Origin of the sequence: Adlercreutzia shanghongiae (genome assembly GCF_035830635.1) — a bacterium.
Taxonomy (GTDB): domain Bacteria; phylum Actinomycetota; class Coriobacteriia; order Coriobacteriales; family Eggerthellaceae; genus Adlercreutzia; species Adlercreutzia shanghongiae.
In genome coordinates this window covers 94,972-110,263 of sequence record NZ_JAYMFI010000013.1, presented here as the reverse complement: position 1 = coordinate 110,263, position 15,292 = coordinate 94,972, and the positions used below count along the sequence as shown (strand labels likewise).

The window sequence follows — 15,292 nt, the reverse complement described above, 5'->3', positions numbered from 1 at the left end:
CCCTCCAGGGCGGGAACGGACGCGCTTCCGCCCGCAACAAGACGCGAGGGCGGCTCAAGGGCGGGAACGGACGCGCTTCCGCCCATGACGAGGCATGGGGGCGGTTCAAGGGCGGAAGCGGGCTCGTTTCCGCCCCCGACGAGGCGCGAGGGCGGCCCGTGAGCGGGAACGGGCGCGCTTCCGCCCCGGACGAGGCGCGTGGGCGGCCCGCGGGCGGGAACGGACGCGCTTCCGCCCCGGACGCGGCGTGAGGGCGGCCCGTGGGCGGGAACGGGCGCGTTCCCGCCCCCGACGAGACGCCCGCGAGGGGGGGGGACGGCGCAAAAAAGGGGCGGCCCGAAGGTCGCCCCTGATAGAAAACTCCTGGGTTTCGAAACCCGTCGCGAGCAGTTACTCCTCGCCGTCTTCCATGGCGCGGTTGCTGGCCGCCTCGTCCTCAGCGCTCGTCACGCCGAAGCCGAAGGAACCCAGGCCGCCCACGGAACCCAGCAGAGCGTCAAGCTCCTCCAGGTTGCGCTGGTAGGAACGCGGGGGCAGGGCCTCGCCGAGCATTTCCTCGCCGTCGGTGTTGAACGTCGGGGGCTCGTCGCCACCGATGAGGATGGTGTCGTCGGGCGAGAACACCATGTCGAGCAGCTGGCTCATGTCGTCGGAAGAGGCCGAAAGGTCGTCCTCGATGACGTGCATGAGGTCGCGGGCCGCCAGGCCCTCCTTCAGCTCCTCGATGGCCTTCACGCCGATGCCCTCGATGCGCAGCAGGTCCTCTTCGGTGTGGCCCAGAAGGTCGGCCACAGTCTCGATGCCCGCCTCGGAGAACTTGTTCGCCCAACGCTGGGACACGCCCAGGTCGTCGTAGATGTACAGGCGAGCGTCCTCGTCGGACAGGTTGTGGCCGCGGTGACCCGACAGGGCGCTGTAGTAGCCGCCGAAGGTGCCCGTGGAGTTGAAGTAGCCGTCGTTGTCGAGCGACCAATCCTGGGGCTGGGGCAGCAGGTCCTCAATCTCACGCAGCGCATCCGGCGCGAAGTCGGGCAGCGTGTCGCCGGTGACCTTCTCCACCGGGCGGCCCTTGTAGGTGAGCCCCACGTCGCGGTAGCGGCGCAGACCCGTACCGGCGGGAATGGGCTTGCCGATGATGACGTTCTCCTTGAGGCCGGCCAGGTAGTCGGTCTTGCCCTCGATGGCAGCATCGGTGAGCACCTTGGTGGTCTCCTGGAACGAGGCGGCGGACAGCCAGGAATCCGTGGCGAGCGACGCCTTGGTGATACCCAGCAGCAGCGGCTGACCCACCGGGGGCTCCTTGCCCTCGGCGATAAGCTCGTTGGCCATCTTCTCGAACTCGAAGCGGTTGACCTGACGGCCCGGCAAAAAGTCGGAGTCGCCGGCATCCAGCACGGCCACCTTGCGCAGCATCTGGCGCGCGATGACCTCGATGTGCTTGTCGTTGATATCCACACCCTGGGACACGTACACGTCCTGGACCTGGCCCACGATGTAGCGCAGCGTGGTGTTCGGGTCGGTCAGGCGCAGCAAGTCGTGGGGGTTCACCGAACCCTTGGTCAGCTGCTGGCCCACGCGCACCTCGCACCCGTCAAACACGCCCGGCAACAGCTGGGCGCGGGCACTCACCACGTACTCGCGGTAGTTGCCCTCCTGGTCGTGGATGGTGATGGTCTTCGACATCTTGTCGCCGGTGACCTGCATGGTGCCGGAGATCTCGGCGAGGACCGCCTGGCCCTTGGGCTTGCGAGCCTCGAAAAGCTCCTGAACACGGGGCAGACCGTGGGTAATGTCCTCGCCGGCAACGCCGCCGGTATGGAACGTACGCATGGTCAGCTGGGTGCCGGGCTCGCCAATGGACTGAGCGGCGATGATACCGACCGCGGTGCCGATGTTCACCGGACGGGCCGTGGCCAGATCCCAGCCGTAGCACTTCTGGCAGACGCCGTGCTCGGCATGGCAGGTCATGATCGTGCGGATGACGACCTCTTCAATGCCCGCGGCGTCAAGCTCGCGCAGCTGGGCCATGGAGTGCAGGTAGCTGCCGGCCTCGGCGAGAATCTCGCCGGTCTCGGGCGCCACCACATCTTCCAGCAGGCAGCGGCCGATGAGGTTCTCGTCCACCTCGTTCTTCTCGTTGCGCACGCGGTAGGGCACGCCCTCGGTGGTGCCGCAATCGATCTCGCGGATGATGACGTCCTGGGCCACGTCCACCAGACGACGGGTCAGATAACCCGAGTCGGCGGTACGAAGCGCCGTGTCGGCCAGACCCTTACGGGCGCCGTGGGTGGAAATGAAGTATTCCAGTACGGACAGACCCTCGCGGAAGTTCGCCTTAATCGGACGGTCGATAATCTCGCCCTTCGGGTCGGACATAAGGCCGCGCATACCGGCGAGCTGACGAATCTGCTTGATGTTACCACGGGCGCCGGAGAAGGCCATCATGTAGATGGGGTTGAACTTGTCGAAGTTCTCCGCCATGGCCTCGCCGACTTCCTCGTTGGCGTCGTTCCAGATGTCGACGACCTGCTTGTGGCGCTCCTCGTTGGACATGAGGCCCATCTCGTAGTCCTCATCGATGGCGGCCACGCGCTCGTCGGCCTGGGCGAGAATCGCCGGCTTGGAGGGCGGGATGGTGGCGTCGTACACCGACACGGTCACGCCGGCACGGGTGGCGTAGTGGAAGCCCGCGTCCTTCAGGCCGTCCAGAATCGGCGGCACCTCGGACAGGTCGTAGGTGTTGGTGACGTCCTCCACCAGGCGGCTGATCTCCTTCTTGTTCATCTCGTAGTTCAAGAAGGGGTAGTCCGGCGGCAGCACATCGTTGAAGATGATGCGGCCGACCGACGTCTCGATGCGCTCGCCTTCCTTGTGGTCCTCGAACACGCCGAAGGAGGTGGCCACCTTCATGTTGTAGGGCAGACGCACCTGAATCTTGGCCTGAAGGTCCAGATCGGCACGGGCGTCGTAGGCGTTCAGGGCGTCGTCGAGGTCGATGAACACACGACCCTCGCCCGGGAAGCCATCGCGCACGGCAGTCAGGTAGTACAGACCGATGATCATGTCCTGGGTGGGCACGGTCAGCGGGTGACCATGGGCCGGGGACTTGATGTTATTGGAGGAGAGCATGAGCACGCGGGCCTCGGCCTGAGCCTCAGCGCCCAGCGGCACATGCACAGCCATCTGGTCGCCGTCGAAGTCGGCGTTGAAGGCGGTACATACGAGCGGGTGCAGCTTGATGGCCTTGCCCTCGACGAGCACCGGCTCGAAGGCCTGGATGCCCAGACGGTGCAGGGTTGGTGCGCGGTTGAGCAGCACGGGATGCTCGGCGATGACCTCTTCGAGCACGTCCCACACGTAGCTGGCGCCACGGTCCACGGCGCGCTTGGCGGCCTTGATATTGGCAGCGTACTCCAGCTCGACCAGACGCTTCATCACGAAGGGCTTGAACAGCTCCAAGGCCATCTGGCTCGGCAGGCCGCACTGGTGCAGCTTCAGCTGCGGGCCCACAACGATAACCGAACGGCCGGAGTAGTCCACGCGCTTGCCGAGCAGGTTCTGACGGAAGCGGCCCTGCTTGCCCTTGAGCATGTCGGAGATGGACTTCAGCGGACGGTTGCCCGGGCCCGTGACGGGACGGCCGCGACGGCCGTTGTCAAAGAGCGAGTCCACGGCCTCCTGCAGCATGCGCTTCTCGTTGTTGATGATGATCTCGGGGGCGCCAAGATCGAGCAGGCGCTTCAGGCGGTTGTTGCGGTTGATGACGCGACGATACAAATCGTTCAAATCCGACGTGGCGAAACGGCCGCCGTCGAGCTGCACCATGGGGCGCAAATCGGGCGGAATGACCGGGATAACGTCCAAGATCATGCCGGAGGGCTTGTTGTCGGACTTCAGGAACGCGTCCACGACCTTCAGGCGCTTCACGGCCTTGGCGCGCTTCTGGCCCTTGCCCGTGGCGATGACCTCGCGCAGCTCCTCAGAGGTAGCCTCCAGATCGATGGCGTCCAGAAGGTCGCGCACCGACTCGGCACCCATGCCGCCGGTGAAGTAGTCGCGGTAGCAAGCGCGCATCTCGCGGTAGAGGGCCTCGTCGGCCACCAGCTGCTTCGGCTCGATCTTCAGGAAGGCGTCGAAGGCGTCCTGACGCAGCGCCTTGCGCTCGTTGAACTCCTCGTAGATGTCGGCGATCTCCTCTTCCACCTCTTCGGGGGTGAGGCGCTCGTCATCGTCGAGGTCGTCGATGAAGTCGTCCTCCTCGGGCACGTAGTCGGTGGAGAGCTTGCGGGTGGCCTCGATGAGGCGGTCGCGCTCGGCGTCCAGCTCTTCCAAATCGGCGGCCAGCTCGTCGCGCAGGTCGTCGATATCCTCCTCGCGGGCCTCCTTGTCCACCGAGGTGATGATGGAGCTGGCGAAGTACAGAACCTTCTCAAGCTCCTTCGGCGGGATGTCAAGCAGGTAGCCCAGACGGCTCGGGCTGCCCTTGAAGTACCAGATGTGGCTCACAGGCGCGGCCAACTCGATGTGGCCCATGCGCTCGCGGCGCACCTTGGAGCGCGTGACCTCAACGCCGCAGCGCTCGCAGACGATGCCCTTGAAGCGAACGCGCTTGTACTTGCCGCAGGCGCACTCCCAGTCCTTGGTGGGACCGAAGATCTTCTCGCAGTACAGGCCGTCCTTCTCGGGCTTCAAGGTACGGTAGTTGATGGTCTCGGGCTTCTTAACCTCGCCACGGGACCAGCTGCGCACATCCTCGGCGGAAGCGAGCGAGATGCGCAGGGCGTCGAAGTTGTTGACGTCGAATTCCGTCATGGGTTTAGGCCTCCTCTCCGCCACCGATGAGGTCGGTGTTCAGGTCGGACTCAAGACCGCTCATCAAATCGCCCAGCTCGGCGGCCAGGGCGTCGATGGCGTTGGCCTCTTCGTCTTCGGTCTTCTTGGCATCAGCGGCAAGGGCGGCGTACAGAGCCGAATCGGCGCTGTAGTCGTCGGACTCGTCCTCGCTGATGGGTTGCATGTCGTGGCCCTCAAGCTCGATGTTCAGGCACAGGGACTTCATTTCCTTCACGAGCACCTTGAAGGACTCGGGCACCTCGGGCGCCGGGATGTTCTCGCCCTTCACGATGGCCTCGTAGCTCTTCACGCGGCCCGACGTGTCGTCGGACTTCACCGTGAGGATCTCCTGCAGCACGTTGGAGGCGCCGTAGGCATACAGCGCCCACACCTCCATCTCGCCGAAGCGCTGGCCGCCGAACTGGGCCTTGCCGCCGAGCGGCTGCTGGGTGATGAGGCTGTAGGGGCCGGTGGAGCGGGCATGAATCTTGTCGTCCACCATGTGGCCGAGCTTCAGGATGTAGGTCTGGCCGACGGTGATGGGCTCGCGGAACTTTTCGCCGGTGCGGCCGTCGTACAGCCACGTCTTGCCGGTGCGGGTGAGCTGGGGGACCAGCTCGTCGCGGGCCATGTCGCCGTACTTCTCATGGTTCATGTTGATGAGGTTGCGGTTGGCCTTCTCGATGGCGTCGGAGATCTCTTCCTCAGTAGCGCCGTCGAAGACGGGCGTGGCCACGTGGATGGGGCCCTCCACCACTTCGGTGGTCTCCTCGGCATCGGACCAGCCCCACTTGGCGGCCCAGCCGAGATGGTTCTCGAGCAGCTGGCCGACGTTCATACGAGAGGGAACGCCCAGCGGGTTCAGGATGACGTCGATGGGGGTACCGTCGGCGAGGTAGGGCATGTCCTCCACGGGCAGCACGCGGGAGATAACGCCCTTGTTGCCGTGGCGGCCCGAGAGCTTGTCGCCCTGCTGCACCTTACGCTTCTGAGCCACGTAGATGCGCACGAGCTCGTTCACGCCGGGAGCCAGATCGTCGCCGGCCTCGCGAGAGGTGCGGTAGATGCCGATCACGCGACCGCCGGAGCCATGGGGCACCTTCAGCGAGGTGTCGCGCACCTCGCGGGCCTTCTCACCGAAGATGGCGCGCAGCAGGCGCTCCTCGGCGGTCAGCTCGGTCTCGCCCTTCGGGGTGACCTTGCCCACGAGCACATCGCCCGGGAACACCTCGGCGCCCACGCGGATGATGCCGTCGGCGTCCAGGTCGGAGATCATGTCCTCGGAGATGTTCGGGATCTCGCGGGTGATCTCCTCGGGGCCGAGCTTGGTATCGCGGGCATCCACCTCGTACTCGGAGATGTGGATGGAGGTCAGCAGGTCCTCGGACACCACGCGCTCGGACACGATGATAGCGTCCTCGTAGTTGTAGCCTTCCCAGGGCATGTAGGCGATCATGAGGTTCTGGCCGAGCGCCAGCTCGCCGCCGTCGCAGGAGGGGCCGTCGGCCAGCACGTCGCCGGCCTGGACCTCGTCGCCCTTGCGGACGATGGGACGGTGGTTGATGCAGCCGGACTGGTTGGAGCGCTGGAACTTCGGGATGAGGTACTCGTCGTACTCGCCCTCGTCGTTCAGGATAATGATGGTCTGGCCGTCGACGTAATCGACCACGCCGGGGCGCTGGGCCACGAGAATCTCGCCGGAGTCAACGGCGATGCGGTGCTCGATGCCGGTACCCACAAGCGGGGCGCTCGGGCGAAGCAGGGGCACAGCCTGACGCTGCATGTTCGAGCCCATGAGGGCGCGGTTGGCGTCGTCGTGCTCGAGGAAGGGAATGAGCGAGGTGGCCACGCTGGTCATCTGGCGCGGCGAGACGTCCATGTAGTTCACCTGCTCGGGCGGCACGTCCATGGCCTCGCCGAACACGCCATTGGTGTCGGTAGTGCGGGCGAGCACGCGGGTGGACTTGTGGAACACGCCGTCCTCGTCGGTGTAGCCGAACTCGCGGGTTTCCAGGTCGAACAGGTCGTTGGCCTGGGCGATGGTGAAGTTCTCCTCCTCGTCGGCGGTGAGGTAGTCGATATCGTCGGTCACCTTGCCGTCGACCACGCGACGGTAGGGTGTCTCGATGAAACCGTAGGGGTTGATGCGGCCGTAGGTAGCCAGCGAACCGATAAGGCCGATGTTCGGGCCTTCAGGCGTCTCGATGGGGCACATGCGGCCGTAGTGGGAGGTGTGAACGTCGCGCACCTCGAAGCCGGCGCGCTCGCGGGACAGACCGCCCGGGCCCAGAGCCGACAGGCGGCGCTTGTGGGTGATGCCCGCGGCGGGGTTGGTCTGATCCATGAACTGCGAGAGCTGGGAGCTTCCGAAGAACTCCTTGATGGCGGCCACGATGGGGCGGATGTTCACGAGCGACTGCGGCGTGATCTCGTCGGGCTCCTGCATGGACATGCGCTCGCGCACCACGCGCTCCATGCGCGACAGGCCGATGCGGAACTGGTTCTGGATCAGCTCGCCCACCGAGCGGATGCGGCGGTTGCCGAAGTGGTCGATGTCGTCGGTAGCGAAGCCCTCGTCGCCGTTGTGCAGGCCGATGATGTAGCGCATGGTACGCACGATGTCCTCATCGGTCAGCGTGGAGGAGTCGTTCTCCTCGGGCGTAAATCCGAGCTTCTTGTCCATCTTGTAGCGGCCGACCTTCGCCAGGTCGTAGCGCTGCGGGTTGAAGAACAGGCCGTCGAGCAGCGTGCGGGCCGAGTCGATGGTCGGCGGCTCACCGGGACGGAAGCGCTTGTACAGCTCGATGAGCGACTCCTCCTTGGTGGTGGCGGGGTCGCGGTCGAGCGTGCGCAGCACCATCTCGGAAGAGCCGAGCAGCTCGATGATCTCCTCGCGGGTCTCGGCCAGGCCGAGGGCGCGCACGAGCAGGGTTGCCGGCTGCTTGCGCTTGCGGTCGATGCGCACAGACAGCAGGTCGCGCTTGTCGGTCTCGAACTCGAGCCAGGCGCCGCGGGAAGGGATGACCTTCGCGTTGTAGATGGTCTTGTCGGAGGTCTTGTCGCGCTCGGAGGCGAAGTACACGCCCGGGGAGCGAACGAGCTGGGACACCACGACGCGCTCGGTACCGTTAATAATGAAGGTGCCGCGAGGAGTCATGAGCGGGAAGTCGCCCATGAACACCTCCTGCTCCTTGATCTCGCCGGTCTCGCGGTTGATGAAGCGAATCTCCACGAAGAGCGGAGCCTGGTAGGAGACGTCCTTCTCCTTGCATTCATCCACCGTGTACTTGGGCTCGCCGAACTCGTGCTTGCCGAACTCGACGCACATGTCGCCGGTGTTGTTCTCAATGGGGCACACATCGGCGAAGGCCTGGGCCAAGCCTTCGTTCTTGAACCAGTCGAAGCTTTCCGTCTGGATAGCGATCAGGTTCGGGACGTCCATTACGTCCGGAATCTTCGCGAAGCTTCGGCGATCCCTGTAAAGGCTGGTGGGAGCGGATTTTTTTCCTTGAGCCACGAGGCTGTTCCTCCTTCACGTCCATCGCAAATCTGCAAAAAAGTTGCAATCCGCTAACCTACTATTAGAAGGTCCACGAGTCAAGAAAAATTTTTACAAGCTATGGAAATTTTTTGGAAATTGCGCCTTTGAACAGGTCATTGAGCGTGTGAATATCTGCCCTGCGAGCCTCTGCCCGCAAAGAGTTGATGCATCGGAGCCCGAGAGCAAGTTGAGGCCGCCCGCACGGTAAAGCCCGGGGGCGAGCTGAGCCGCCCGCACGGTAAAGCACGAGGGTATTCCGGAGCCGCCCGCACGGAAAAGCTCGGGGCGAGCTGGGCCGTCCGCACGGTAAAGCACGAGGGCATTCAGGGGTCTAATAGCCGGGCGCGAGAGGCCCCCATGTGTCCATACCCCGCTATTTTGGCTAGAGGGCGGATTGAGCTTGTCCATATCCCTTCTATTTGGCGTAGAGAAGAGGCGGGGCTGTCCATATCCCTCCTATCTGGCACAAGAGAAGGCCCCGTTTCGTCCATATCCCTCCTATCTGGCGCAAGAGAAGCCTCCATTTCGTCCATATCCCTTTTATTTGGCAGAGCGCGAATTATTTATGCCAAATAAGAGGGATATGGACACTTTCCGCCGCCCGCGCCGGTCCTCAGCAAAAACCAATCTCGCGTTTCACCAGGTCAGCGCCCAGCGACAACGAAGCCGCGCAGGCAAGAGGCGCCGCACGCTGTCCATATCGCCAATATTTGCCACGTTTTCCGTATCCCGCGCTAAGCATCTTGAAGCGAGAGGCGTCTTTCCATGGAGCGCGAAGGCGGCTCCATCGGTATGCCGTGACAAAGTACCGCTATACCGTGGGCATCGCTCCGTATGTCGCTAAGGCAAATCTGCATGCCTCAGTCTATATCGCAGAGGCGGCGCCATCTGCCTCAGTCCGCATAACAAAGGGGCCCGTCTGACCAGCTCGACGTTCGGCCGGTCGGACGGGCCATGGATAGTGCCCTTTTCGCTTTCCCATCAAGCAAAAAGCTTGCCACGCAGGTCAAGATGAGGTCGCCAAGGCGGTAGCTCTATAGCGCCCTGTTAGTTCCCCGCAGCGCGGGAGGCCTCGTAGGCTTCCACGAGCCTCTTCGTCACGTCGGCCGGTGCGGCCTCGTAGCCTTCCAGCGTAAGCGTGTAGGAGCCGGAGCCGCGGGTCATGGACCGCAGGTCCTTCGTGTAGTTGATCACCTCGGCGTAGGGCGCACGCATCTTGATGACGGTCTCGCCGGCGGCGAAGCCCGCGTCGGTGCCCACGATGCGGCCGCGGCGCGTGGAGATGTCGCCCATGATGGTGCCGGCGTACTCCTCCCCCACCGTCACCTCCATGGTGGCCCAGGGCTCCAGGATGATGGGGCCGGCCTGCTCGCAGCAGGCGCGGAAGCCGATGCGGGCCGCGGTCTTGAAGGCCATCTCGTTGGAGTCCACGGAGTGGTACGACCCGTCGAACACCGTGCATTTCACGTCCACCATGGGGTATCCGGCGAGGAAGCCCTCTTCCATGGCCTCGCGCACGCCCTTGTCCACGGCGGGAATGAGGCCGTTGGGGATGGCGCCGCCCTTGACCTCGTCCACGAACTCGTAGCCCTCACCGGGGATGGGGGCGATCCTCAGCCAGCAGTCGCCGAACTGGCCGGCGCCGCCGGTCTGCTTCTTGTGGCGCCCTTGGGCCTCGGCCTGCTTGGTGATGGTCTCGCGGTAGGGAATGCGCACGGGCACAAGCTTCGCCTCCACGCCCGACTGCTCGCGCAGGCGCGAGAGCAGCATCTCCACCTGGGCCTCGCCCATGGCGTGGATGATGGTCTGGTGCGTGTCCTCGTCGCGGGTGATGCGGATGGTGGGATCGGCCTCGGCTGCGCGGGCGAGGAAGGTGCCGAGCTTGTCCTCCTCCTTCTTCGACACGGCCTCGATGGCCACGGGGTACAAGGGCTCGGGCAAAGGCAGCGGCTCGATGGCGATGGTGCCCTCGCAGGAGAGCGTGTCGCCGGCGCGCACGTCGGACAGCTTCGGCACCACCACGATGTCGCCGGCCTTGGCGCTCTTCACGTCCACGGCCTCCTTGCCCATCATCACCTGAATCTTACCCAGACGCTCCTTCTTGCCGGTGCGCCCGCACACCAGCTCCAGGCCCGGCTCCAGATAGCCGGAGATGACCTTCAGGAAGGTGAGACGTCCCACGAACGGGTCGGACACCGTCTTGAAGGCGAAGGCGCAGGGGGGCTTCGTCTCGTCGATGCGCACGGTCACGTCGTCGGCCATGCGGAAGCGGCCGTGGCTCTTCGGGTGCGGGAAGTAGGTGCAGATGTCCTCCATGAGACCCTGGACGCCCTGCATGATGATGGTGCTTCCCACGAACACGGGGATGACGAGCTCCTGGGCGATGGCCTTATCCAGCAGACCCTCCAGCTCCTCTTGGGTGAGCTGCTCTTCGCCATCGAGGTACTTCATCATGAGCTCGTCGTCGGCCTCGGCCACCAGATCGCACAGCTTGTCGCGGGCGATGCGGGCCTCCTCCTGGTACTTCTCGGGCAGCGTGTCCACGTCCTCCACACGCTCGGCGGTGCCGTCGGGCTCGAAGTAGCGAGCCTTCATGCGGATGATGTCGATAACGCCCGCGAAGTCGGCGCCCTGGCCGATGGGAATGGTCACCGCGCCCAAACGGCCGCCGAAGCGGGCATGCAGAAGCGCCATGGCCGCGTCGAAGTTCGCGCCCTCGCGGTCGATGTGGTTGATGTACACGGCGCGCGACAGGCGCATGTCCTCGGCCTCGCGCCACAGCTTCGTGGTCATCACGCCCGGGCCGTCGGCGGCGTCCACCACGAACAGGGCCATTTCGGCGGCCTGCATGGTGGCCAAGGTGTCGCCGATGAAGTCGGGGTGGCCCGAGGTGTCCAGCACGTTGATCTTGTAGTCCTTGTAGGGAATGGGCGCGATGGACGTGGAGATGGTGAACTTGCGCTTGATCTCCTCGGGGTCGTAGTCGAGGTACGACTTCCCGTCGTGGGTCGTGCCCATGCGCGGCGTCTTGCCGGAGACGAAGAGCATGGCCTCGGCCAGCGAGGTCTTACCGGCGCCGTCCTGTCCCACTAGGACGATGTTTCTGACGTGTTCGGGAGCCGGAGCTGCCATGGGCGACCACCTGCCTTCCTGTTCGAGGGCGCCCGCGCCCCTTGCGCGGGCTTTCCCTGATCGCGCGGCCGTATCGGCTCGCGCGACGAAGCGGCGCCGTTGCGTGGGCGGCGACAGGCTTACTGACGCAGTGACAGCGAGCGGTCGCTTCCAGCCGGCGAACGGCGTTTAGATCATGCGTTCATCTTAGCAGAGCCCAACCATCCCACTTATGGCAGCGGAGAATTTCTCGCATGAGTTTTTGGAAGGCCCGCGTGCCCACCGCTTCGCGCATCAGCGCTTGCGACCCGCCCGAGCAGCACCCGGACAACGTGCCAGCCGGACCCCGACCGCTTTGCACGCCCGCGCTTACGGCCCGTCTGCGGCGGCGCGAAAGGCGGGAGGCGCAAAGGCGACTTTGAAGTACCCCGAATGCGAAGTGCGGGAGGTGCTCAACGAGACTTCCCGCCGTCATTTTCGCGACTCTGCGAATGCACACTGAGTAATGTGCTGCGGTCCTGCGAGATCAGAGGGTCAATTGCTTCCCGGAATAAACGTCCGGGCGGGTATATCGGAAGGAATAAGGCGATGGCGAGAGTCGTGCTATGGGGGTCAAGCGCCTTGGAAGCCTGGGACTACCAAGCAAGCCGGGGCAACTTCGCGCAGGATTTCTCCGACGAAGACTTCAAGCGGTGCATTCCGACAGCAGCTTCGACGCGCTACGCCTTCGATGCGCTGCCGGGGCTCAGCAGCCCCCTCCACGTTATGGTCGTCTCTCACGAAGCCCGGCGCAACCGTGAGAATGTTCGCAGCCACGTTGCTCCACCCTCATTGCAGGCAGGACGCTTCTCCCGCATTGCTCCGGGAATCTATCTTCCCCAGCCAGAAATCGCCCTGCTCCAGTTTGCTCGCGGCCGGTCATTGCCCGAGATTGTCGCCGAGGGAACCAAGCTGTGCGGCTCCTTCTCGTGCGACCCGGATACAGGTGCAGCCAAAAGAAGGCCGGCCCTCTCGTCGATTGCCGCCCTGAAAAGCGCCTGCAGCATTCACGGCGACGTGCCAGGGAGAGTTGCGGTAAGCCGTGCGCTTCCCTGGATTATGGAGGGCGCCGCATCGCCGCGCGAGATTGCCTTGGGGTTGCTTATGAGCCTTCCGCACTTCCTCGGCGGCTATGCTCTGGCCCGCCCGGTCCTTAACCAGACCCTGGAGCTGGGCGTACGCGGTTTGCGCATGACGGAGAAGTCCTACTACGTTGCCGATTTGTGCTGGGCGAAAAACAAGCTTGTGCTCGAATACGACAGCGATGAGCACCACCTTGTTTCGCAGCAATTGCACGACGACGCCGTCAAGAGAATGGTCCTGGAATCGCTGGGTTACCGCGTCATCACCGTTACGCGCCTGCAGATGAACTCGACCGAAGAGATGAACCGGGTTGCCATGACAGTCGCCCGTCACCTTTCGATACCTGTTCGGTTTCGCGTAAAGAACTTCCCGAAGAGGCAACGCGAGCTCCGCCGCGCCGTAGGTCTCTAGCAACGCGAGCTCCGTCGCGTCGCACGTCTCTAGCAACGCGAGATCCGTCGAGCCGCACGTCTCTAGCAACGCGAGATCCGTCGAGCCGCAAGTCTCTAGCGGCGGAACCAGCCGCGACTCAGCCCCGCCGCGAGGCTTTGCCGGCACGAGCTTTGTCGACGCGGACCCCGCCGCGACCCGGTCGCGCCTCGGAGCTTTGTCGGCACGAGCTTCGCCACCATAACACCCTAGGCAACTTCTTAGCCTTTTGTCCATATCGACCGTTTTTGGCAAGAGATGCAGAAAACAGGGCAAATATCGCCAATATGGACAACACACGCTGCTTCTTGCGCGCGCGGCTTTACGCCAGATGAGCGATGACCTGGTGAAACGCAATGCTGAATTTCCCTGAGGACCGATGCGCGCGGCGGAAAGTGTCCATATCCCACTTATTTGGCACGAAAAGTTCGCTCTTTGCCAAATAGAGGGGATATGGACAAGCCGAATCGCCTCTTTCGCCAAACAGAAGGAATGCGGACAGGCCAAACCCTTCCCTGCGCCAAATAAGCGGGATATGGACAAGCCGAATCCGCCCTAATGCCGAATTAGCGGGATACGGACACGCGGGGCGTAGGCAGGCAGGGCCGGCGCAGCAGCTCGCTGAGCATCCGGCACACATGCAGGGTCGGCGCTGCAGCTCGCTGAATATGTGGGGAGCAGGTAGAACCGGGTATAGCCTGCTGAGCATGCGGGCGGCGAGCGAAGTCGATATTACTGCTCGCCGAACGCGCAGGCGTAGGCAGGGTCGGCGCTGCAGCTCGCTGGACATGCGGGGCGCAGGCAGGGCCGGGGCATGGCCCGCTGAATATGCGAGCGGCGAGCGGAACCGGCCTTACAGCTCGCTTATGATGCGGGCGGTCCGGGCGGCGCACTCGGCTTTGGCGCGCTCCAGGTCGATGGTGAGCCACTCGCCCTCGCCGGTAGCAGCGCGACGGTAGATGACCTCACCATCGCACATCGTCAGCACCACGTCGGCGCCGTCGCCAGCGTACACCAGGTTGTACACCGGATCGGGCGCGGGACTCCACGAGGGGCCCGTGATATCCAACACGCACACATCGGCGCGGGCGCCCTCGGCCAGAATGCCGCAGTCCTCGCGACCCTGGGACAGCGCGCCTGTGCGCGTCGCCGAAGCCAGCGCCTGCTGGGGCGTGACCGCCGTGGGGTCCAGCGTGGTGCCCTTGTAGATGAGCGCCTGCAGATACATGTCGTGGAACAGGTTGTGATTGTTGTTCGAGGCCATGCCATCGGATCCAAGGCACACGGGAATGCCGCGACGCATCATCTCAGGGATAGGCGCGAATCCGCTGCCGAGCTTCATGTTCGAGGCCGGGTTGTTGGCCACGAACACCCCGTGGGCCTGAAGGATATCCAGATCGGCCTCGTCCACCCACACGCAGTGGGCCGCCGTCACCGGTACCTCGAACAGGCCGATGCTCTCGAAGTACTGCACAGGGCTCAGGCCGCCATGGCGCTCGCGGCACTCCTCCACTTCCTTTTTCGTCTCAGACAGGTGGATGTGCAGACGCAGGTCGGTGTCGCGCACGATGTCAAGAATGTCGCGGCAGACCCTCTCGGTGGACAGGTACTCGGAATGGATGTTGTAGTCGATGCGGATGCGCCCGTCAGCCGCGCCGTGCCAGTCGCGCACAAGTGCCTCCATCTGGGCGCAGGTGGGATACTCGGCATAGGGCTTGTCCTCGAAGGCGACGAGACCCTCGCACATGTTGGCTTTCATGCCGGCATCGCGCACTACCTGGTTGCGCTCTTCGGTGGCGTAGTACATGTCCGTGAAGCTGACCACGCCGAAACGCGCCATCTCGGCGCAGGCCAGCATCGTGCCCCAGTAGCAGTCCTCCCCCGTCATCCTGGCCTCGAAGGGGAAGCACTTCTCGTTGAGCCAGCGCTGCAACGGCAAGTTCTCGGCGAAACCGCGCAGAAGCGTCATGGGCGCGTGAGCATGGGCGTTGTAGAGCGCCGGCATGAGCAGGCGACCCTCTCCGGCAAACGTATCGCCAAAGGCGGCAAGCTGATCGGGCATAGGCGGCACCGAGCCGATATAGGCAATGCGCCCCTCCTTGGTGCCCACCCACTGGTGGTGCTTAATTTCGAAATTCTCGTCAAGGATATCGATATCGGCAAAGAGCATGGAGAAAACCTTTCGCATTGAGAATGAGTTTTTGAAAGCATAGCGCATTTATCAGCAGAAAGGGCAGCCGAAGCTGCCCTTTCAGA

Annotated in this window: 5 protein-coding genes; 1 reads left to right on the top strand and 4 read right to left on the bottom strand. The window is 63.9% G+C overall.

Annotated elements, in window-relative coordinates:
• Positions 1 to 390: 390 nt before the first annotated feature.
• The 3 genes from VJ923_RS07620 to fusA form a co-directional block, all read right to left on the bottom strand.
• The gene (locus VJ923_RS07620) at positions 391 to 4,812 is read right to left on the bottom strand and encodes a DNA-directed RNA polymerase subunit beta' (protein ID WP_326440194.1); all 4,422 of its coding nucleotides are present in this window, start codon (positions 4,810 to 4,812) and stop codon (positions 391 to 393) included.
• Positions 4,813 to 4,816: 4 nt separating this feature from the next.
• Positions 4,817 to 8,350, bottom strand: coding sequence for a DNA-directed RNA polymerase subunit beta (gene rpoB / locus VJ923_RS07615; protein WP_326440192.1), 3,534 nt, complete (start codon positions 8,348 to 8,350; stop codon positions 4,817 to 4,819).
• 1,071 nt (positions 8,351 to 9,421) lie between these two features.
• On the bottom strand, positions 9,422 to 11,506 hold the full coding sequence (gene fusA, locus VJ923_RS07610; protein ID WP_326440190.1) for an elongation factor G: 2,085 nt from the start codon (positions 11,504 to 11,506) through the stop codon (positions 9,422 to 9,424).
• Between the two features lie 567 nt (positions 11,507 to 12,073).
• On the opposite strand from fusA, the gene VJ923_RS07605 reads away from it, so the two are divergent.
• Positions 12,074 to 13,018 (top strand): DUF559 domain-containing protein, encoded by a 945-nt coding sequence (locus VJ923_RS07605; RefSeq protein ID WP_326440188.1) that lies wholly within the window; start codon positions 12,074 to 12,076, stop codon positions 13,016 to 13,018.
• Positions 13,019 to 13,889: 871 nt separating this feature from the next.
• Here the strand turns inward: VJ923_RS07605 and VJ923_RS07600 are convergent.
• Positions 13,890 to 15,206: an amidohydrolase gene (locus VJ923_RS07600; protein WP_326440186.1), complete on the bottom strand. Its 1,317-nt coding sequence runs from the start codon at positions 15,204 to 15,206 to the stop codon at positions 13,890 to 13,892.
• Between the last annotated feature and the right edge of the window lie 86 nt (positions 15,207 to 15,292).